19 protein-coding genes and 1 pseudogene are annotated in these 20877 nt (G+C 68.8%); 10 read left to right on the top strand and 10 right to left on the bottom strand.

Features of this window, described 5'->3' with window-relative positions; genetic code table 11:
- Window positions 1-111: 111 nt before the first annotated feature.
- Window positions 112-282, bottom strand: a pseudogene (locus tag ACP7EY_RS22270) (IS1595 family transposase); the annotation flags it as partial.
- Between the two features lie 228 nt (window positions 283-510).
- Here ACP7EY_RS22270 and ACP7EY_RS22275 point away from each other — a divergent pair.
- Window positions 511-2037, top strand: coding sequence for an NAD(P)H-hydrate dehydratase (locus ACP7EY_RS22275; protein ID WP_426197468.1), 1527 nt, complete (start codon window positions 511-513; stop codon window positions 2035-2037).
- Window positions 2038-2046: 9 nt separating this feature from the next.
- Here the strand turns inward: ACP7EY_RS22275 and ACP7EY_RS22280 are convergent, their stop codons facing one another.
- Window positions 2047-2763: an ABC transporter ATP-binding protein gene (locus ACP7EY_RS22280; protein ID WP_426197469.1), complete on the bottom strand. Its 717-nt coding sequence runs from the start codon at window positions 2761-2763 to the stop codon at window positions 2047-2049.
- A 22-nt stretch (window positions 2764-2785) separates the two neighbouring features.
- On the opposite strand from ACP7EY_RS22280, the gene ACP7EY_RS22285 reads away from it, so the two are divergent.
- A complete protein-coding gene (locus ACP7EY_RS22285; protein WP_426197470.1) occupies window positions 2786-3400 on the top strand; it encodes an arylesterase in 615 nt (204 codons plus the stop codon).
- Window positions 3401-3463: 63 nt separating this feature from the next.
- The gene (gene mnmH / locus ACP7EY_RS22290; RefSeq protein WP_426197471.1) at window positions 3464-4537 is read left to right on the top strand and encodes a tRNA 2-selenouridine(34) synthase MnmH; all 1074 of its coding nucleotides are present in this window, start codon (window positions 3464-3466) and stop codon (window positions 4535-4537) included.
- A 25-nt stretch (window positions 4538-4562) separates the two neighbouring features.
- Here mnmH and ACP7EY_RS22295 read toward each other — a convergent pair whose 3' ends face one another.
- Together ACP7EY_RS22295 and ACP7EY_RS22300 are read right to left on the bottom strand one after the other, a co-directional pair.
- A complete protein-coding gene (locus ACP7EY_RS22295; protein ID WP_426197472.1) occupies window positions 4563-6248 on the bottom strand; it encodes an FAD-binding oxidoreductase in 1686 nt (561 codons plus the stop codon).
- Window positions 6249-6250: 2 nt separating this feature from the next.
- Window positions 6251-7036, bottom strand: a complete 786-nt coding sequence (locus ACP7EY_RS22300; RefSeq protein ID WP_426197473.1) for an N-acyl amino acid synthase FeeM domain-containing protein — start codon at window positions 7034-7036, stop codon at window positions 6251-6253.
- Window positions 7037-7283: 247 nt separating this feature from the next.
- Here ACP7EY_RS22300 and ACP7EY_RS22305 point away from each other — a divergent pair, with 247 nt between their 5' ends.
- The gene (locus ACP7EY_RS22305) at window positions 7284-8615 is read left to right on the top strand and encodes a glycosyltransferase family 4 protein (protein WP_426197474.1); all 1332 of its coding nucleotides are present in this window, start codon (window positions 7284-7286) and stop codon (window positions 8613-8615) included.
- Here ACP7EY_RS22305 and ACP7EY_RS22310 read toward each other — a convergent pair.
- A complete protein-coding gene (locus ACP7EY_RS22310) occupies window positions 8566-9687 on the bottom strand; it encodes a glycosyltransferase (protein ID WP_426197475.1) in 1122 nt (373 codons plus the stop codon). The genes ACP7EY_RS22305 and ACP7EY_RS22310 overlap by 50 nt on opposite strands.
- Before the next feature lie 251 nt (window positions 9688-9938).
- Between ACP7EY_RS22310 and ACP7EY_RS22315 the strand changes: the two genes are divergently transcribed.
- The 4 genes from ACP7EY_RS22315 (at window position 9939) to ACP7EY_RS22330 (ending at window position 14195) form a co-directional block, all read left to right on the top strand.
- Window positions 9939-10775 carry a hydrolase 2, exosortase A system-associated gene (locus ACP7EY_RS22315; protein WP_426197476.1) on the top strand — a complete coding sequence of 279 codons (837 nt, stop codon included), beginning with the start codon at window positions 9939-9941 and terminating at the stop codon, window positions 10773-10775.
- A complete protein-coding gene (locus ACP7EY_RS22320; protein ID WP_426197477.1) occupies window positions 10772-11563 on the top strand; it encodes an alpha/beta fold hydrolase in 792 nt (263 codons plus the stop codon). The genes ACP7EY_RS22315 and ACP7EY_RS22320 overlap by 4 nt, the downstream gene beginning before the upstream one ends.
- 87 nt (window positions 11564-11650) lie before the next feature.
- On the top strand, window positions 11651-13276 hold the full coding sequence (gene nadB, locus ACP7EY_RS22325) for an L-aspartate oxidase (RefSeq protein ID WP_426197478.1): 1626 nt from the start codon (window positions 11651-11653) through the stop codon (window positions 13274-13276).
- Between the two features lie 16 nt (window positions 13277-13292).
- A complete protein-coding gene (locus ACP7EY_RS22330) occupies window positions 13293-14195 on the top strand; it encodes a DMT family transporter (protein WP_426197479.1) in 903 nt (300 codons plus the stop codon).
- 4 nt (window positions 14196-14199) lie between these two features.
- Here the strand turns inward: ACP7EY_RS22330 and ACP7EY_RS22335 are convergent, their stop codons facing one another.
- Window positions 14200-14736, bottom strand: coding sequence for a YybH family protein (locus tag ACP7EY_RS22335; RefSeq protein ID WP_426197480.1), 537 nt, complete (start codon window positions 14734-14736; stop codon window positions 14200-14202).
- Between the two features lie 55 nt (window positions 14737-14791).
- On the opposite strand from ACP7EY_RS22335, the gene ACP7EY_RS22340 reads away from it, so the two are divergent.
- Window positions 14792-15670 carry an NAD-dependent protein deacetylase gene (locus tag ACP7EY_RS22340; protein WP_426197481.1) on the top strand — a complete coding sequence of 293 codons (879 nt, stop codon included), beginning with the start codon at window positions 14792-14794 and terminating at the stop codon, window positions 15668-15670.
- 17 nt (window positions 15671-15687) lie between these two features.
- Window positions 15688-16209, top strand: a complete 522-nt coding sequence (locus tag ACP7EY_RS22345; RefSeq protein WP_426197482.1) for a lipocalin family protein — start codon at window positions 15688-15690, stop codon at window positions 16207-16209.
- A gap of 6 nt (window positions 16210-16215) precedes the next feature.
- Here the strand turns inward: ACP7EY_RS22345 and nadC are convergent, their stop codons facing one another.
- The 4 genes from nadC to ACP7EY_RS22365 form a co-directional block, all read right to left on the bottom strand.
- Entirely contained in the window at window positions 16216-17082 is an 867-nt protein-coding gene (gene nadC / locus ACP7EY_RS22350; RefSeq protein ID WP_426197483.1) for a carboxylating nicotinate-nucleotide diphosphorylase, read from the bottom strand.
- Complete coding sequence (nadA, locus tag ACP7EY_RS22355) at window positions 17079-18224, bottom strand: quinolinate synthase NadA (protein WP_426197484.1); 1146 nt, start codon at window positions 18222-18224, stop codon at window positions 17079-17081. The genes nadC and nadA overlap by 4 nt, the downstream gene beginning before the upstream one ends.
- A 15-nt stretch (window positions 18225-18239) precedes the next feature.
- Window positions 18240-19841, bottom strand: a complete 1602-nt coding sequence (locus ACP7EY_RS22360) for an ABC-F family ATPase (RefSeq protein WP_426197485.1) — start codon at window positions 19839-19841, stop codon at window positions 18240-18242.
- A gap of 81 nt (window positions 19842-19922) precedes the next feature.
- Window positions 19923-20828 (bottom strand): LD-carboxypeptidase, encoded by a 906-nt coding sequence (locus ACP7EY_RS22365; RefSeq protein WP_426197486.1) that lies wholly within the window; start codon window positions 20826-20828, stop codon window positions 19923-19925.
- Window positions 20829-20877: the final 49 nt, after the last annotated feature.

Below are 20877 nucleotides of genomic sequence, written 5' to 3' on the forward strand. Positions count from 1 at the left end.
CTTTTGTTGTCTTGTGCGCCGACTTCCATCTTGCGCTTACCGCCGCTTTCATGCGCGGGGGCGAAGAAATATGATCCCTCATGATGGTTAGCTGTTGAGTTTCTTTCGAGCTCAAGCGCCGAATTGACCGAGCGCCGCTGCGAGCAAGCGCTCGGCGTTGCCGATGCGGCGCAGGTCGATGGCCCAGCACCAGCCCAGGTAATTGTCCAGATAGCGCGTGGCCACGCCGTTGAAGTGATGGTGCCACCGTTTAAAGCGGCTGTGATAAGCGTTGACGTTTTGAGCCGGTTCCCCTTCTCCGATTCGAGCAAGAACGTCTCGTCGGCCTCGGTAATGCCTTGCAGTGTGGCGGTTCCAGCGCTCACACCGAAATTTCGAGCCAGTCACAAGGCGCTGCCAATCGTACTCGCATTGCCGCGTGTTTTTAGCGAAAATACAAGCTGACACTGACTCGATAGCGCTTACCTGCCGCCCAAACAGGCGCCGCCGCGCGCCGCAACCTGGATGCCCATGAAATTTCTGTACACCGTCGCGCAATTGCGCGCCATCGAACGCGCCGCCAGCGCCACCCTGCCCGCCGGCACCCTGATGCAGCGGGCCGGCCAGGCCGCCGCCAATGTCGCCCTGGCGCTCATAGCCGGACTGCCCAAGGAGCGCCGCAGCGTGCTGCTGCTGGCCGGACCGGGCAACAACGGTGGCGACGCCCTCGAAGCGGCCGCCAACCTGGCCCACACCAACGCGGGTGTCGATGTGATGGTGCTGCACCTGGCCGGCAGCGCGCGCGTGTCGGGCGAAGCGGCCGACGCCCTCGCGCGCGCACGCGCCACCCCGGCCCGCTTCATCGACGCCCTGCCCGAGCGCGAGCCGGGCCTGGTGGTCGATGGCCTGTTCGGCATCGGCCTGGCGCGGCCGCTGGACGGCGCCGCCCGCGCGCTGGTCGAGGCGCTCAATGCGCGGCGCTGGCCGGTGCTGGCGCTGGACGTGCCCAGCGGGCTCGATGCCGACACCGGCACCGTGGTGGGCCCGCACGGGGTCGCCGTCAACGCACTGCGCACTCTCACCTTCCTGGCCGACAAACCGGGCCTGCACACCCTGACGGGGCGCGACCACGCGGGCCAGGTGCAGCTCGAAGCGCTCGGCGTGGCGGCCGGCGAACTGGCCGCGGCCACCATGTGCTTGAACAGCACCGAACTGTTCGCCGAGCAGCTGCGGCCGCGCCGCCACGACAGCCACAAGGGCAGCTTCGGCGACGTCATGATCGTCGGCGGCGCCCCCGGCATGAGCGGCGCGCCCGTGCTGGCGGCACGCTGCGCGCTGTATGCGGGCGCCGGCCGGGTGATCGTCGCCGCGCTCGACGGCGGCAGCGGCTTTGACAGCGTGCATCCTGAAATCATGTTCCGCCTGGCGGCCGACCAGCACCTGGGCCGCACCAGCAACCAGGAAACGCTGGTGATCGGCCCCGGCCTGGGCGACTCGGCGCAGGCGATGGGCCTGCTGGCCGACGCCCTCGCCGGCGACGCCACCATCGTGCTCGACGCGGACGGCCTGAACCTGGTGGCGGCCAGCGTCGAACTGGCGCAGCGCCTGACGGCGCGCGCCGCGCACGGGCACGCCACCGTGCTCACGCCGCACCCGCTGGAGGCGGCGCGCCTGCTGGGCATCAGCACCGCCGAGGTCCAGCGCGACCGCCTGGCCACGGCGGCCGCGCTGGCCACGCGCTACCAGGCAGTGGTGGTACTGAAAGGTTCGGGCAGCATCATCGCCGCCCCCGGCGAGGTGGCGGTGATCAATGCCAATGGCAATCCGGGCCTGGCCACCGGCGGCAGCGGCGACACCCTGGCCGGCCTGTGCGGCGCGCTGCTGGCGCAAGGCTGGCCGGCGCGCCAGGCCGCCTGCGGCGCCGTCTGGCTGCACGGCGCCGCCGCCGACCGGCTGGTCGAGCAGGGCGTCGGTCCGATCGGGCTGACGGCGGGCGAATTGCCGCTGGCGGTGCGCGCGCTGCTCAATGCACTGGTGGCGCAGCACGCCGCCAGTTGAGAGACGGCGCTACACCAGGCGGCCGGCGGCGATGGTGATGGTGCGCCCGCAACGGGCGGCGATGTGGCTGTCGTGGGTCACCAGCACCAGGGTCGAGCCCCGTTCGCGGTTCAGTTCGAACATCAACTGGATCACCGCTTCGCCGGTGGCGGCGTCGAGGCTGCCCGTGGGCTCGTCGGCAAACAGCAGCGGCGGCTCGGTGACGAAGGCGCGCGCCAGCGCCACGCGCTGCTGCTCGCCGCCCGACATGAATTTGGGATAGTGTTTCAGGCGGCTCGACAAGCCCACCCGCGCCAGCATGTCGGTGGCCTTGGCGCGGGCGCCGGGGTCGCCCCGCAATTCGAGCGGCAGCATGACGTTTTCCAGCGCGCTCAGGTGGGTGAGCAACTGGAAGGACTGGAACACGAAACCGAGCTTTTCCATGCGCAGGCGGGCCCGGCCATCTTCGTCGAGGGCGAAGATATCGACGCCGTCGAGCAGCACGGTACCGGTCGATGGATTGTCGAGGCCGGCCAGCAAACCGAGCAGGGTCGACTTGCCCGAGCCGGAGGCGCCCACGATCGCGAGCGTCTGCGCGCGTTGCACGGTAAAATCGATGCTGTGCAGGATGGTCAGCTCACCGCTGGCATCGGCCACCCGCTTCGACAACTGCTTCACTTCGATGGCGGCCGGCTGCAAGGCTTGCTCGCCCCCACTATGTTTTGATGCTTCGGGAATGTCACGCATGCTTGTCTTTATCACTCGATCAATGTTCAGTTTGGTGCTGATGCTGGCGGCCGCACTGGCGCCGGCGCTGGCCCATTCTGCACCAAAAACGGTGCTCGTGCTGGGCGATAGCCTGTCAGCCGAATACGGCCTGGCGCGCGGCGCCGGCTGGGTGGCGCTGATGGAAAGCCGGCTCAAAGCCGAGCGCGTCGACAGCACCATCGTCAACGCCAGCATCAGCGGCGAGACCACGGCGGGCGGGCGCACCCGCCTGCCCGCGCTGCTGAGCCAGTACAAACCGGGCCTGGTGGTCATCGAACTGGGCGCCAACGACGGCTTGCGCGGCCTGCCCGTACCGGCCGCCGAAGCGAACCTGCGCGCCATGGTGACGATGGCGCAGCAACACCGCGCCAAGGTCGTGCTGGTGGGCATGCGCATGCCGCCCAATTACGGCCGTGCCTACACCGACAGTTTTTTCGCCATGTACAAGCGGGTCGCGCAGGACATGAAAACGGCGCTGGTGCCGTTCATGCTGGCGGGCGTGGCCGAAAAAGCCGAGCTGTTCCAGGCCGACCGCCTGCACCCGGCCGCCCAGGCCCACCCGGCCATCCTGGCCAATATCTACCCCGTCCTGCTGCCGCTGGTCAAAGCACCCTGATGCCGTCGCCGCGCTGCTCCTCGCCTCACTACCCTGTCGGAACCCAATGAAAACCTGCGCCCCATGAAGTACCCCGCCGTCCAGGCCTTCGACGACGTCCTGCCCGGGCTCGACGCGTTCGACGCCATCATCGACGCCCGCAGCGAAGCCGAATTCGCCCTCGACCATCTTCCTGGCGCCATCAACTGCCCCGTGCTCAACGACGAGGAACGCATCATCGTCGGCACCATGTACAAGCAGGTGAACGCTTTCGAGGCGAGAAAGGTGGGCGCCGCGCTGGTCTCGCGCAACATCGCGCGCCACATCGAGACCCTGTTTCTCGACAAGGGGCGCGACTGGACGCCGCTGGTCTATTGCTGGCGCGGCGGCAACCGCAGCGGCTCGCTGGCCCTGGTGATGGCGAAAATCGGCTGGCCCGTGATCCAGCTCGACGGCGGCTACAAGGCCTACCGGGCGGCGGTCAGCCTGGCCCTGGCGGCGCCGCCGTCCTTGCCCTTCCAGGTCGTGTGCGGCACCACCGGCAGTGGCAAGAGCCGCCTGCTCGAAGTGATGGACGGCCTGGGCGCGCAGGTGCTCGACCTCGAACAGCTGGCCGCCCACCGGGGCTCGGTGCTGGGCCACCTGCCCGACGCGCCCCAGCCCTCGCAAAAAATGTTCGAAACGCGCATCTGGAACAAGCTGCGCCACTTCGACCCGGCGCGGCCCGTGTTTGTCGAGTCGGAAAGCAAGAAAGTGGGCAATCTGCGCGTGCCCGACGCCTTGATGACGCAGATGCGCGCGGCGCCGTGCATCTCGCTGAACCTGGCGCGGCCGAACCGGGTGCGCCTGCTGATGGAGGACTACCAGCATTTTACGCGCGACCCGGCCCTGCTCAACACCCAGCTCGACTGCCTGACCCAGCTGCACGGGCGCGCCCGCATCGATGGCTGGCACGCGCTGGCCAACGGCGGCCAGATGGCGCAGCTGGTCGACGAGTTGCTGGTCGACCATTACGACCCCGCCTACCTGCGCTCGATCGACCGCAATTTCACGCGCTTCCACGAGGCCGCCCAGCTCGACCTGGCTGACATCGGCACGACCGATTTCCTGGCGGCGGCGCAGCGGCTGATCGGACTGCACGAGGGCGGCGCCGCGTGAGCGGGCCGGCGCCCGGCCAGTCGCGTCACGCTGCACGCCCCTGGCGCAGCCGGCGCGCCACCGCCGGTTCGTAGCGCCCCGGCGCGATCAGGCCCTGCGGGTCGAGCGCCGCCTTGATGCGCGCGCTCACCTGCCAGAACACGTCGCCGCCAGCATCGAGCGCGGCCATCGACTCGATGCCGACCCGGTACGGCAGATAGCCGGCCGCCATCACGGCGTCGAACACGGCGCGGTGACAGGCGCGCGCGCGCGCCGCCTCCCCGGCATTGTCGCGGTCGAACGCCACCGTCAGCACGGCGCACAGGGCGCGTTCGTTGATCAGGCTGATGGTCATGAACAGGTCGAAGCCGTGATGGGCGAACAGGGGTGCCACCAGCTTTTGCAGGGCCAGCGCGTGCGCGCCCTGCATCGGCAGGATGGGCGACACCCACAGCAGGCCGCAGCCATCTTGCGCCGGATCGGCGCGCTGGGGAAAGCCGGCCGGCAGGCCGCCGCGCCGGCGCCAGTAAGCGCCGGCCAGAAAGCGCCCGTTCGGCACGCCCTGCGCCATCGCCAGCAGGGCGCGCCCCAGCGCCACCCTGGCCAGCAGCGCCTTGCCCAGGCCGCACCAGGCCAGCAGGCGGCCGGCACGCGCACCCGCGTCGAGCGAACGCTGGTCGAAAAACGCCGTGCGCGCACCAGCGCCGCGCAGCGCCTGGCGCACCGCCGCCCGGCCTGCCCTGATCTGGGCGGCGCTGCCGTACAGGCAGCCGGACACGGTCCACGCCTGCGCGCCGCTGCGCGCGAGCAGATCGTCGCGCAAGTCCGGGCTCAGGCGGCTCGATGGGGACGCGCCATCGCCGTCCTGGGCGAAGGGAAAGGTGCAGGCCCCCGACACCACGCGCAGGTCGTTGCCGATGTGGACCACGCTGCGCAGCGTGCCGTCCTGGCGCAAGGGCCGCAGCGCCTCGATCAGGGGACCCAGGTCCTGCTGGCGCGGCACGGTGGCGATGAACTGGCTGACGCAGGCGGCGGCCGGCATCAGCCAGATGCCCAGTTCCACCACCACGCCCAGGTTCGACTGCGTGAACAGGCCGTCGAGGGCGGGGCCGACCCCGGCGCTGAACAGATGGCTCACTTGCGACTGCGGATAGTGGCCGAAGCCCGTGCACAGGGTCTCGCCGCTGGCGAGCACGACGCGCATGCCGGAGATGTGATGAAACCGGTTGCCATAGGGCGAATGGCCGAAGCCCCGTTCGAGGATATTGCCGATCAGGCTGGTGTCGGGGCCGGCGCCCGTGCAATCGCACCACAAGCCGATGCGGTGCTCGCGCAGGTAGGCCGCGAGCTGGCCCTGGGTCACGCCCGGCTCGATGACGGCGTAGGCCAGTTCGGCATCGACCGTGACGATGCGGTCCATGCGCGCCAGTTCCAGGATCAGCTGCCCGGCGCCGACCGCGCAGGCGTCGCCATAGCCCCAGTTCTTGCCCGTGCTGACGGGGTAGACGGCGACCCTGTGGCTGCTGGCGGCCGCCATGATGGCCACCACCTCGGCGCGCCCGCCGGGCCGCACCACCGCCAGCGGCCGGGTGCCGGCGTCGGCCCCCGCGGTGCTGCTGGCGTAGCGGCGCAGGCTGGCGGCGTCGTCGAGCACATGGGCAGCGCCGACGATGGCGCGCAGCGCCTGCATCAGATCGACGGTGTTGCTGGTGCGGGGGTCGTGTTCGGCCATGCTCACTCCTGGCGGCGCGCGGCCAGCAGGCGGGCGATGATGCCCGCCTCCTCGGCCGGCGCGAAAAAAAAGGGATAAAACGAGCGTTCGTCCGATTGCAGTTCAGGGCGGCCGCCGCAGGCACTGATCTGCGTTGCCATCACGCTCAGTGGCAGGCGCAGCAGCACGGCGGGCGCGCCGACCCGGCTGCACGGGCGCACCGGGCCGACCCGCTCGAAGCCCAGCATGCGCTGGTAGAACGCCACGTGGCGGGGATTGACTTCGATGATGTAGTCGGAATAGCCGTGCAGGACGTGCGCATACAGGTAGGAGACGTGGATCATGCTGGCGAACACGCGCTTGGTCATGCCGGCGTCGATGGCCAGCCGCGACGGCTCGCACAGGCGCAGGCCCTGGTCGCGCAGGATGTCGAGCTGCTCGCGAAAATTTTCGTCGGCCGGCAGCCCCACCGCGCCGTCGAGGCACAGCCCCAGCGTGCCCACCACCACGCCGTGGCATTCGGCAAACAGGGTCAGGCGGCCGGACGGGCCGCCGCCGTCCGCCTCGACGGCATAGCCGCGCCAGCCGTACATCTTGCGAATGAGCAGATGCGCCGCTTGCTGGTGCGAGCTGCTGTCGGCCAGGCGAATATGGAACACCTGTTCGGCCGCGCCATCTTGCCGGCGGACCTGGCGGGTGCCGTCGTGCAGGGCCCGCTTGACGTCGCTGACCGGGACGGCCGGGGCGGCGGGAACGGTGGCGCGCGGTGAAACGGAGAAACTGGCGAGGGAAGTATCGTCTAGCATCATCGGGATGGTCTCCAGGGTGATCGATGGGCGCCGGCACTGGCCAACATCAGACCGGGCCGCCAATGGCCGAGTTCCGCCGTCCGCGCCTGCGTTTGTCGACGGACAAACCCTGTTTTTCGTGAGCAATGGCCGCTTTGACGCAGCGCAGCCGCGCCGGCCGCCTGCTGCCGTGCCCGCGCCGCGCCGCGTACACTGCGGCCCTGCCATGGACGCGACGATCGCGCCATCGCGTCATGACGGAGGCCGCATGCACGATCGACCGCACCCGCTACCCCAGCCGCCGCGCCCGCCCATTGCCGGCGCGGCGGGCAGGCCCATCCGCATCCTGCACCTGCTTGACCATTCTCCGCCGCACGTGAGCCGCTACAGCTGGCGTGTGATGGCGATCCTGCGCCAGCAGCGCGCCTTCGGCTGGCACACCTGCCAGCTGACCGGTCCGCACCAGCCGGCGTGCGCCCCGCTGCCCCCCCCTGCCGGTGGCTGGCAGTTCTACCGCACGCCGGCGCCGCGCGCGGCGGCTGCCCACCTTGCGCCCCTTGCGCTGGCCGGCACCGCCAGCGCGCTGGCGCAGCGGCTGGGCCAGGTGGTCAGGCTGACCCGGCCCGACCTGCTGCACGCCCATTCGCCGCTGATCAACGTGGTGGCGGCGCTGTGGGTGGGGCGGTGCCACGGCCTGCCGGTGCTGTTCGAAGCCCATGCGCCGGCGGCGTGTTCGGCGGCCGGGTCGATCTGGACCGGCCCGGCGCGCCCGGCCAGCGCCGGCATCTGTGCCGGCTACGCCATGCGCGCCCTGGAAGCCTGGCTGGCCGCCCGTGCCGGCGCCGTCGTCACCAACAGCGAAGCGATGGGCCAGCGCCTGCGCGACGGCGGCGTTTCCGCGCGCCGCCTGACCGTGGTGCCCGACGCGCTCGATGTGTCCCGCTATGGCGCCGTCGACGCGCGCCGCGCGCACGCGCACGGCGGCGCGGCGCTGCTTGGCGTGTGCCTGGGCGCCGATGGGGACGGCGCCCGGTTGCTGCTGGCGGCGCTGGCCATGCTGCAGCGGCGCCGTCCCGGGGTCGGCCTGCTCATCGCCGGCGCCGGGCGGCACGGCGCTGAGGTGGTGCAGATGGCGGCGCGGCGCGGCCTGGCCGGGCAGGTGCACCTGCTGGCGGACGACGCTGGGGCCGGCGCCAGCGCCCATCTGCAGGGGCTGGCCGACATCGTCGTGTTCCCGCAGGCGGGCGCGCAACTGGCGGCGGCGCCGCCGCGCAGCCTGCTCGAGGCGATGGCGCGCGGCTGCGTGATCGCCGCCGCTGACACTTCAGCGCACCGCAGCCTGATTGCGCACGGCCGCAGCGGCCTGCTGTTCGCGCCCGACGACGCCGGCGCGCTGGCCGACGCACTCGAGGTGCTGCTGGCCGCGCGTGCGCGCTGGCCGGCGCTGGCCGAAGCCGCGCGCTGGTTCATCGAGTACCAGCGCAACTGGGAAGTGTGCGTGGAGCGCTATCGGCCCCTCTACCAGCAACTGCTGGCGCCGCGCCGGCCGGTCAGCGCGGGGCGCGGGCGAGCAGTTTGCCGCCCCCCGCGGCGCCCGTGAACACATTGCTGGTCGGGCCGTGCAGGGCGATGGCATCGGCGTAGCAATGGAGCAGCGCGGTGGCGATGTGATCCCAGCCGTGCGCGTGCACCAGGGCGCGCACGCGCTCGCGCAGCGGCGGCGCCTCGAGCAGGCCGACGATGGCGCTGCGGCGCCCCCGCCAGTCGCGCGCGCGGCGGCGCTTGACGGCGTAGTCGTCATCGGGCAGGTCCTCGGCGGCCAGCGGATCGGCCAGCACGGCGGTGCCCGCCGCCAGCGCCGCCAGCGCACCCGCATCGGCGCCTTCGCCGTGCACGGGCATGATCAGCATGCTGGCGGCGGCGAACACGCTGGCGAGCAGGCGCGGCTGGCCATGCAACTCGCCCAGCACGCTCACGGCGGGCAGCGCGCGCAGTTGCTGGACGTAGCGGGCGTCTCGCTGCAGGGCGCTGCCCACCACTACCAGCGGCAGCGCCAGTGCCTGCAAATCGCGCGCTACCCCCAACTGGTCGTGGCGTGGCGACAGCGGCCCGGCCATCAGCGCGAATTCGCCGCGAATCGCGCTGCGCTGGCGAAACACGGTGGGCTCGGCGTCGAACCAGGCCTGGTCGACCCCGTGCGCCACCAGCCGGACCCGGGCGGGCGGCGTGAGGAAAGCGTCGATGATGGCGCGCCGCTCGCGGCTGCTTTGTGCCACCACCAGCGTGGCCGTCCGCAGGGCCTGGCCGATCTGTGCGTAGCTCGTTTGCAGTTCGCGCCCCAGCAGGTGCGCCAGCAGGCGATCGGCGGCGCGCGCGCGCACGCCATCGGCGCGCCGCCAGCTGCCGGCGATCAAGGGGGTGAGCACCACCGGCACGCCGCAGGCGGCAGCGGCCTCGACGGTCGCGTGATTGCCGTGGGCCGCCCCCACCACGTGGATCAGGTCGTAGTCATCCAGATTTTCGCGCAGCGGATCGACCAGCGAGGCCTCGACCGCGCCGAACAGCGCGGTGGGGCGCCTGCGCGCGAACGCCGCCAGGAGGGCCCGCACGGCGCTGCGCAAGTTGCCGTCGCGCTGGAACAGCATCGGATAAGTCAGTATACCTACACGCATCGCATTCTCCCGGGAAGGGCGGCAGGACGGCCGATGGACCGCCGCCATCACGCGTTTCATGATTGGGAGAATGGCGGCGCCTGACGTTGATTTTTCGCAATATTTACGGCCGAGGCTGTTGATTGTGCGCGCTCAAATTCACCGGGGCCGCCAGGTGTCTAATTGTTATGCACGGGCCGCAAGCCCGCCGGCCGCGCCGCTTCCGCCCGCGCGGCGTCGGCGCGGCGGCGCCCGCACGCTGGAGACTTCTCATGAACGCGCCCTACCATGTCGTCCCGCAGGTCGAACCGTTTTTTTTCGATGTCGAGCCCGGCACCCGCTTCTGCCTGTACCACGCGGCCAATCCGCACGTTGCGCCGCGCGGCGCCATCCTCTACGTCCACCCGTTCGCCGAGGAGCTCAACCTGAGCCGGCGCATGGCGGCGCAACAGGCGCGCGCGTTTGCCGCGCTGGGCTATGCGGTCCTGCAAATCGACCTGTTCGGCTGCGGCGACAGCTGCGGCGCTTTCGCCGCCGGGCGCTGGGCCCAGTGGCAGCAGGACCTGGCGGTGGCGGCCGACTGGCTGGCCTTGCGCCAGGCGGGCGCGCTGCATGTATGGGGCTTGCGGCTGGGCGCCCTGCTGGCCCTCGACCTGGCCTGCCGCCGCCCCGTCGATGGCCTGATCCTGTGGCAGCCCGTGGTCAAGGGGCGCACCTGCGTCAACCAGTTCCTGCGCCAGCAACTGGCCGCCACGGCGCCGGCTTCGCGCGGGCTTGCGCACCAGTTGCCCGCCGTGAAGGACCTGCGGGCCCAGCTCGGCGCGCGCGGCCACATCGAGGTGGCCGGTTTCGAACTCGACCTGGCGCTGGTGCGCGGCATCGAAGCGTGCGATGCCCACGATCTCGCGCTGGCCCCGTGCACGGTGCACTGGTTCAGCAGCGCCGCCATGCCGCGCCGGCTGGCCGCCCGCTGGGCGCAAGCGGGCATCGACCTGCACTATCACGCCGTCGAACTGCTGCCATTCTGGGCCGATCCGGCCCGGCCCGAATGCCCGTCCCTGCTGGCGGCGACGGCACGCGCCTTCGCCGATCCCCCCTTGGCGCCATGAACTGCGATCAGCGGGCGATCCGCTTCAATTGCCTGGGCAGCAGCATGATAGGCATCATCGACCTGCCCGAGCGGCCGCTGCCGCGCGGCGTGCTGGTGGTGGCTGGCCAGCCCGATTCTCGGCTGGGCGCCCAGCGCCAGTTCGCCATGCTGGCGCGGGCGCTGGCGCGGCGCGGCTTCGCCGTGATGCGCTTCGACCGCCGCGGCGTGGGCGACAGCGAAGGCTGCGACTACAACGACAGCGACGTGCGCGCGGCGGTGCAGGAGTTTTGCCAGCAGGTGCCGGGCGTGCGCGAAGTGGTGCTGCTGGCGCCCGGCAGCGGCAGCGCGATCGCCACCGCCAGCGCCTGCGCCCGTATCGACCCGCGCGTGCGCGCCCTGCTGCTGCTCGATCCGCGCCGCCGCGCAAACGCTGCGCGCACGGCGCACATGCTGGCGCCGCCCGTGCCGGCACCGGCACCGATCGGCGCGGCGCTGTTCTGGCGCCGCTCGCAGCCGCCCCGCCGCGGCCCCTCCAGCGGCGCGCGGCTGGCCGGACTGGCCGAGCAACTGTGCGCCTTTCCGGGCCAGGTGCTGGTGGTGGCCGCCACCTCGGCCTGGGCCGGCCCGACGCCCGCCCAGGCCGAGGTGCGCCAGTTGCGTGCGCTGGTCGAGCGTGCCGGCACCAGCAATCGCGTGCAGATCATCGACGACGCCGCGCCCGCGCCGGCCGACCGCGCAGCCGGCGGCCGCCTTGACGGGGACGCCCTGCGCGCCGCCACCTGTGCCAGTTGGATGGTGTCGTGGTAGCCATCGACGCGGCGCGCGGCCAGCGCCGCGGCAGGGCCCGGACAAATCGTCTATAGTGATGCCTCTCGTACACATCACTATGACACCATGAAATTTGACGTCGCTATCGTCGGCAGTGGACTGGCCGGCCTGTCGGTCGCCTTGCACCTGGCACAAACCCGCACCGTTGCCATCATCTCCAAGCGCGCCCTGCTCGACGGCGCCAGCAACTGGGCGCAAGGCGGTATCGCCGCCGTCCTCGATTCCAACGACAGCGTCGACGAACACGTCAACGACACCTTGATCGCCGGCGGCGGCCTGTGCGACGAAGCCGCCACCCGCTACATTATTGGCCACAGCCGCGAAGCGATCGAATGGCTGATCGAGCAGGGCGTGCCGTTCACCCGCGACGCCAACGCCGAGATGGGCTTTCACCTGACGCGCGAAGGGGGCCACAGCCAGCGCCGCATCATCCACGCCGCCGATGCCACCGGCCACGCGGTCCAGGTCACGCTCGAACAGAAGGTGCGCGCGCACCCGAACATCACCGTGTTCGAGCAGCACTGCGCCATCGACGTGATCAGCTCCGACAAGCTCGCGCCCGCCCCCGGCAACGCCGCCACGCCGACGCCGTCCACGCCCCGCTGCCTGGGCCTGTACGTGCAGGACGAAGGCACCGGCGCCGTGCTCACGTTCGAGGCCGAGCACACGGTGCTGTGCACGGGCGGCGCCGGCAAGACTTATCTGTACACCACCAATCCCGACACCGCCACCGGCGACGGCATCGCCATGGCCTGGCGCGCCGGCTGCCGCGTGTCGAACATGGAATTTATCCAGTTCCACCCCACCTGCCTGTACCACCCGTTTGCCAAGTCCTTCCTGATCACCGAAGCAATCCGCGGCGAAGGCGGCCTGCTGCTGCTGCCGCCTGAAGCGGGGGCCGCCGGCGGTACCCGCTTCATGCCGGCCCACGACGAGCGGGGCGAACTGGCCCCGCGCGACGTCGTCGCCCGCGCCATCGACTTCGAGATGAAAAAACGCGGTATCGACTACGTCAACCTGGACATCAGCCACAAGTCGCCCGAATTCCTGATGGAGCATTTCCCCACCATCTACGCCCGCTGCCTCGAATACGGCATCGACATCACCAGGCAGCCGATTCCGGTGGTGCCGGCCGTGCACTTTACGTGCGGCGGCGTGGTCACCGACCTGGCCGGGCGCACCGACCTGGAAGGCTTGTATGCGGTGGGCGAGACGGCCTGCACCGGTTTGCACGGGGCCAACCGGCTGGCCAGCAACTCGCTGCTCGAATGCCTGGTGATCGGCCGCGCATGCGCCCGCTTTATCGCCGAACAGGGCCCCATCAACGTGCCTGCCCTGCCCCAGTGGGACGAGAGCCGCGTCACCAACGCCGACGAGGAAGTGGTCATTTCGCACAACTGGGACGAATTGCGCCGCTTCATGTGGAATTACGTGGGCATCGTGCGCACCGACAAGCGTCTCGAACGGGCCCAGCACCGCATCGCCCTGCTCAAGGAAGAAATCGACGAGTACTACCGCAACTTCCGCATTACCCACGACTTGCTGGAACTGCGCAACCTGGTCGATGTGGCCGAACTGATCGTCAAGAGCGCCCTGACCCGCCGCGAAAGCCGCGGCCTGCACTTTTCGCGCGACTATCCCGCCACCCTGCCGAAGGCCTTGCCCAGCATCCTGACGCCGCCGCGCCGCTAGGCCGGGCTGACGCGCCATGTCCCGCAAGCTGACGGCATCGACCGCCCTGCTGCTGACGGCCGCGCCCCTGCTGTGGGCCGGCAACGCCATCGTCGGCCGGCTGGTGCGCGAGGCGGTGCCGCCGATGACGCTCAACCTGCTGCGCTGGAGCCTGGCGCTGCTGATCCTGCTGCCGCTGGGACGCGCCGTGTTTGTGCGCGGCAGCGGCGTACTGCGTGGCTGGCGCCGCTACAGCCTGCTTGGCCTGTTCGGCGTGGGCCTGTACAACGCCCTGCAATACCTGGCGCTGCAAACCTCCACCCCCATCAACGTCACCCTGGTCGCCGCCGGCATGCCCGTGTGGATGATGCTCGTCGGCGCCCTGTTCTTCCATGCGCCGCTGCGCCGACGCCAGATCGTCGGCGCGCTGCTGTCGATTGCCGGGGTGCTGCTGGTGCTGGCGCGGGGCGACTGGCAGCAGTTGCTGGCCTTGCGGCTGGTGCCGGGCGACCTGTTCATGGTGCTGGCGACGATTTGCTGGTCGTTCTACAGCTGGCTGTTGATCCAACCGCAGGATCGACCCGCCCTGCGCGCCGACTGGGCCGCCTTCCTGCTGGCCCAGGTCATGTACGGTGTCGTCTGGTCTGGCGCTCTTGCCGCCGTCGAATGGGGCAGCGGGCCGCGCCATATCGCCTGGAGCTGGCAACTGGCCGCCGTGCTGGCCTTCGTGGCAATCGGCCCGGCGCTGACGGCGTTTCGCTGCTGGGGCGCCGGCGTGCAGCGCGCCGGTCCCACCATTGCGGCATTTTTCAGCAACCTCACGCCCCTGTTCGCGGCCCTGATGTCGCTGGCGTTTCTGCACGAGGCGCCCCACCTGTACCACCTGGCCGCCTTCGCGCTGATCGTCGGCGGCATCGCCTGGTCGTCACGCGCCGCCTGAAGGGCTATTCCGGCAAATAATTGGCGGTCCAGATGACGCTGGCGATTTTCCACTTGCCGTCGAGGTGTTTCATCATTTGCCACGCTTCGATGCCGTGGTTCGAGGTTTTGCCGCCCTGCAGGAATTCATAGTCGAACAGCAGCCACGCCACGTGGCCGTCCTGGGTGATTTTCAGGTTGTAGAATTTTTCTTCCAGCGGCTCCTTCGATTCGCCGATGAAGCGGGCGAACGAGCCGAAGCCGCCGCTGCGCACGCCGTCATAGCTGACGTCGAATTTGTCGCGTACGCGCGCGATCATCTCCGGCGAACCGGGGGCATCAAACGGGATGTTCGAATTGAGCACCAGCGTCGAGAGCAGCTTGACGTCCTTGCTGCGGATGGCAGCCTGGAACTGCGCAGCCACCTGGCGGATGGCGGCTTCATCGGCCGCGCTGGTGACACGCTTGCCAATGTAGGCGGGCTGTGCGGGCTCGAGCGCGCAGGCGGCGCCGCACGCGAAGGCGGTGGCAGCGAACAACAGGGACAGCAGGGGGCGGCGCATAATCATCCTTTCTGTTAGATTGAAGAAATACCAATGTGGGGTCAATTTAATTAAAATGCAATCTTTTGCTGAAGAAAACATCATCACGGATACGGCAGACATGCTGGGGCAACTGGAAGAATTCTTCCACGCCAACCGGCGCGTGCTGGTCCTCAGTGGCGCCGGCATCAGCACCGCCTCCGGCATACCCGACTACCGGGGGCGCGACGGCGTGCGCCGCGGAAATACCCCCGTCCAGGGACCCGAATTCAGAAAACATGTCGCCGTGCGCAAGCGCTACTGGGCACGCAGCATGATCGGCTACGCCACCATGGCCGGCGCCCTGCCCAATGCCGCCCACCGGGCGCTGGCCAGCCTGCAGGCGGCGGGACGGATCGCCCCCTTGTTGACGCAGAACGTCGATGGCCTGCACCAGCGCGCCGGCAGCACCGACGTGCTCGAACTGCATGGCAGCATTCACCAGGTGGTCTGTCTCGACTGCCAGCGGCTGTTCTCGCGCGCCCAGGTGCAGGCCATGCTGGTCGAGCGCAATCCGCACCACATTGGCGTAGCCGCCCTGGCCGCACCCGACGGCGACGCCCACGTCGACGCTGACGACCTGGAACGGTTCGACGTTGCGCCTTGCCCCGATTGCGGCGGCACGCTCAAGCCGGACGTGGTGTTTTTCGGCGATGGCGTGCCCGCCGCCACCACGATCGAGGCGGTGCGCCGGGTCGACGCGGCCGACGCCCTGCTGGTGGTGGGCTCGTCGCTGATGGTGTTTTCGGGCTTTCGTTTTTGCCGCATGGCGGCGGCGGCCGGCAAGCCGATTGCCGCCATCAACCTGGGCATCACCCGCGCCGACGAACTGCTGGACCTGAAACTGGACGCCTCCGCCGAGCAACTGCTGCCGCAACTGGCGGCGGCGCTGACACAAGCATTTCCCACCCATTAAAAAACAAGGAAGCACCAATGAAACACCTGTGTATCGCCCTGCTCGGGGTGAGCTTACTGGCCGGTTGCGTGAGCAAACCGGCCAACGTCACCCCGGTGACGCCGTTCGACAGCGCCAGGTACCTGGGCAAGTGGTACGAAATCGCCCGCCTCGACAACCGCTTCGAGCGGGGCCTCGAACACATCACGGCCGACTACAGCATGCGCCCCGACGGCGGCATCAAGGTGCTCAACCGGGGCCTGGACGTCGCCAAAAAAGAGTGGAAGCAGGCCGAAGGCAAAGCGTATTTCGTCGAGGGGACCGACGCGGCCTACCTGAAGGTGTCGTTCTTCGGACCGTTCTATGCGTCTTACATCGTGTTCGATCTCGATCCCGCGTACCAGGTGTCGATGGTCAGCGGCGCCGACAAATCGTACCTGTGGATCCTGTCGCGCACGCCGACGATCGACGCGGCCACGCGCGCGCGCCTGGTGCAAAAAGCAAAAAGCCTGGGCTTCGAGACGGACAAACTGATCACGGTCGACCAGTCTGCCCCTTAGCGCAGCTTAGTCGACGATGCGCAGCGAATAATCGGTCGCCTTGACATCCTTGGTCAGGCTGCCGATCGAGATGCGGTCGACGCCCGTTTCGGCGATCGCCCGCACGCTCTCCATGGTCACCCCGCCGGACGCTTCGAGCAGGGCGCGACCGGCGGTCAGCTGCACCGCTTCGCGCATCTGCGCCAGTTCGAAATTATCGAGCAGCACCGACACGGCGCCCGCTTCGAGCGCCTCGGCCAGCTGGGCCAGCGTCTCGACCTCGATCTGCACCGGTTTGCCGGCGTTCAGTGCGGCCGCGGCCGCCAGCGCCTTGCTCACGCCGCCAGCGGCGGCAATGTGGTTTTCCTTGATCAGGATGCCGTCGAACAGGGCCATGCGCTGGTTCTGCCCGCCGCCCACCCGCACCGCGTATTTCTGCGCCTGGCGCAGGCCCGGCAGCGTCTTGCGCGTGTCGAGGATGGCCGCACGGGTGCCGGCGACGACATTGACGAAACTGCGGGTGGCGCTGGCCACGCCGGAGAGCAGCTGCAAAAAATTGAGGGCCGAGCGCTCGGCCGTGAGCAGCGCACGCGGCGCCGCCTCGATGGTGCAGACCACGCTGCCAGCCATCATCGCAGCGCCCTCGGCGTAGTTCCAGGTCACCTCGGTGTCCTGGTCGAGCGCCTGCATGACGCCGTCGAACCACGGTGCGCCGCACAGGACGGCGTCCTCGCGCACGATCACGCGGGCACGCATGCGGGTGTCGTCGGGCACCAGCCGGCCGGTCAGGTCGCCGCTGCCGACGTCTTCCAGCAGGGCCGAGAGGATATTCGCCTCGAACGCCTGTTGCAGGGCGGCGTCGAAAGTATTGTGGGGATTACGCAAATTGCTCATGCAGGGCCAACTCCGGAAAACAGTGTGGATTCTTGCGCCAGCGCGCCAGCGGGCAGGGCCCGCGCTTTTTTGGCGGCAGCGAAATCGAGCATGCGGTCGATCGAGCGCACGGCCAGCTGGCCCACCTGCGGATCGACGAACACTTCGTTGTTGAGGTTTTCCAGCACCGCCGCCAGGTTGCGCAGGCCGTTCATGGCCATCCACGGGCAGTGGGCGCAGCTCTTGCAGGTGGCGCTGTTGCCGGCGGTGGGCGCTTCGATGAAGTGCTTGCCCGGCGCGGCCGCGCGCATCTTGTGCAGGATGCCGTTGTCGGTGGCGACGATGAAGGTGGTGGCGTCCATGCCGCGGGCGGCGTCGATCAGCTGCGTGGTCGAGCCGACCACGTCGGCCAGCGCCACCACGTTGGCGGGCGACTCCGGGTGCACCAGCACGATCGCGTCCGGGTAATCGGCCTTGAGCAGCTCGAGTTCGATGCCCTTGAACTCGTCGTGCACGAGGCAGGAGCCCTGCCACAGCAGCATGTCGGCGCCGGTTTTTTTCTGGATGTACGAACCCAGGTGACGGTCCGGCGCCCACAGGATTTTTTTACCTTGCGCGTGCAGGTGGGCGACGATGTCGAGGCCAATCGACGACGTCACCATCCAGTCGGCGCGCGCTTTCACGGCCGCGCTGGTGTTGGCGTAGACCACCACCGTGCGGTCCGGATGCTGGTCGCAAAAAGCGGCGAATTCGTCGGCCGGGCAACCCAGGTCGAGCGAACAGGTGGCATCCAGGTCCGGCATCAGGATGGTTTTTTCGGGCGACAGGATCTTCGCCGTCTCGCCCATGAAGCGCACCCCGGCCACCACCAGCGTCCTGGCCGGATGGTCGCGGCCGAAGCGGGCCATTTCCAGTGAATCGGAGACGCAGCCGCCGGTTTCCTCGGCCAGGTCCTGCAGGTCGGCGTCGACATAATAATGGGCCACCAGCACCGCTTCGCGCTCGCGCAGCAAGGTGCGGATGCGCGCCTTGAGCGCGGCCCGTTCGGCCGCGTCGGGGGTCTCGGGCGCGCGCGCCCAGGCCTGGGCGGTGCACGACAGGCCCGCTTGCGGGTGGTCGTATTCGACGCTCTTGATGGGCATAACGACAGGCGTGACGATCATGGTACGGTCTCCCTTTTAAGCGGCGATGCCCTGGCTGGTCAGGTAGTCCTCGTAGTTGCCGGGGAAGTCGACGATGCCGTCTTCCTTCACTTCGAGGATGCGGGTGGCCAGCGAGGAGACGAACTCACGGTCGTGCGAGACGAAGATCAGGGTGCCGGCGTATTTGTCGAGGGCGATGTTGAGCGACTCGATCGACTCCATGTCCATGTGGTTGGTGGGCTCGTCGAGCAGCATGACGTTGTGACGGCCCAGCATCAGCTTGCCGTACATCATGCGGCCCTTTTCGCCACCGGACAGCACCTTGACGGATTTCTTCACTTCGTCGCCACCGAACAGCAGGCGGCCCAGGATGGAGCGCACGGCCTGGTCGTCGTCGCCTTCCTTGGTCCACTGGCCCATCCAGTCGGTCAGCACGGCGCCGTCGGCGAATTCTTCGGTGGGGTCTTGCGGCATGTAGCCGACATTGGCGTTTTCCGCCCACTTGACGCGACCGCTGTCCGGCTGCAGGTGGCACAAGTCGCCGCCGATCGAGCGCAGCAGCGTGGTCTTGCCGGCGCCGTTGGCGCCGATGATGGCGATGCGCTCGCCCGCTTCCACGGCCACGCTGAAGTTTTTAAACAGCTGCTTGTCGTAGGCTTTCGAGATGTTTTCCACCTCGACAGCCAGGCGGTGCAGTTTTTTCTCGCCCTCGAAACGCACGAAGGGATAGGCGCGCGAGGACGGCTTCATGTCCTCGACCTTGATCTTGTCGATCATCTTGGCGCGCGAGGTGGCCTGGCGGGCCTTCGATTTATTCGCCGAGAAGCGGCGCACGAAGTCCTGCAGCTCGGCGACCTTTTCCTTGGCCTTGGCATTGTTCGACAACAGCTGGTTGCGCGCCTGGGTCGAGGCGAGCATGTACTCGTCGTAATTGCCCGGGTAGATCTTCAGGGTGCCGTAATCCATGTCGGCCACGTGGGTGCACACCTGGTTGAGGAAGTGGCGATCGTGCGAAATGATGATCATGGTGGAGTTGCGCTCATTGAGCACGTCTTCCAGCCAGCGGATGGTGTTGATGTCGAGGTTATTGGTGGGCTCGTCGAGCAGCAGGATGTCCGGGTTCGAGAACAGCGCCTGCGCCAGCAGCACGCGCAGCTTCCAGCCGGGCGCCACTGCGCTCATCGGGCCCTGGTGCTGGTCGATCGACACGCCCGCGCCCAGCAGCAGTTCGCCCGCGCGCGCTTCGGCCGAGTAGCCGTCGTATTCGGCCACTTTCGATTCCAGTTCGGCCGCGTGCATGTAGTCGTCGTCGGTCGCCTCGGGATTGGCGTAGATGGCGTCGCGTTCGGAGATGGCGTTCCACAGTTCGGTGTGGCCCATCATGACGACGTCGAGCACGCGCATCTCTTCGAAGGCGAACTGGTCCTGGCGCAGTTTGCCCAGGCGCTCGTTGGTGTCGAGCATGACGGTGCCGGCGGACGGCTCGAGGTCGCCGCCCAGGATTTTCATGAAGGTCGATTTGCCGCAGCCGTTGGCGCCGATCAGGCCGTAGCGGTTGCCATCGCCGAACTTGACGGAGATGTTTTCGAACAGCGGCTTGGCGCCGAATTGCATGGTGATATTGGCAGTGGAGAGCACGGTATAACCTTTTAAGCGAAGATTTTCATTAACCGGCTATCTTATCATGGCGGCGCCCTCCCCCTGGCGCCTGGCGCGCTTTTACAAGGTCGGGTAATCGCGCATGGTCAGGCTGAAACCGGCGCCGTCCGACACCAGCCGCGCCGGGGCGCCGAAGGGAATCGTCACGCGGCTGGCGCCGTGGCCGAAGCGCAGCCCCGTCAGCACGGGGATCGGCAGCGTCGCGCGCAGGTAGTCGAGCATGACAGCGAGGTCGTAGCCGCGGTCGGCGGCGCTGAGCCGGTAGGCCGACAGCTCGCCGATCACCAGCGCGCGCTGGCGCCCCAGCACGCCCGCCTGCAGCAGTTGCAGCAGCATGCGCTCGACGCGGTAGGGATGCTCGTTGACGTCTTCGATGAAGACGATGCCGTCGTCGATGGCGGGAAAATACGGCGTGCCCAGCAGCGACACCATCATCGACAGGTTGCCGCCCCAGACGGGGCCTTCCACGTCGAGCACGGGATTGCCTTCGACGCTTTCGCGAATGACGTGCTGGGGACCGGCCAGGCAGGCAAAGAAACTGCCCAGCGTCAGCTCGTCGGTGTGCTCGCCGCAGAAGTCGCCGGCGAACATGGGCCCCGCATAACTGATGGCGCCCGTTTTCGCCATCAGGCCCATGTGCAGCGCCGTCAGGTCCGAAAAGCCCACCACGATCTTGCCGCTGGCGGCGAGCGCTTCAAAATTAATCTGCGGCAGCAGACGGGTCAGGCCGTACTGGCCGCGCATGGCCAGGATCAGCCCGATGTCGGGGTCGGCGATGGCCTGCTCGAGTTGGCCCAGGCGGCCGTCGTCGGTGCCGCCGAAGCGCTGGAACGCGGCTTCGGGGCGGTAATAGTCGTGCACCACGAAGCCCCGCTCCTGCAGGCGGCGCACGCCGCGCGGCAAGACCGCCTCGTCCTGGGGGCGCCCGGCGGGGGCGATGATGGCAATACCTGGAGCAATGGTCATGAGAGGGCGTCGATCCGTCGAAAAGATGGTGGGCAAGCCGCGCTCGCCG

The organism is Massilia sp. DWR3-1-1, assembly GCF_049898325.1.
Classification (GTDB): domain Bacteria; phylum Pseudomonadota; class Gammaproteobacteria; order Burkholderiales; family Burkholderiaceae_D; genus JAFCUW01.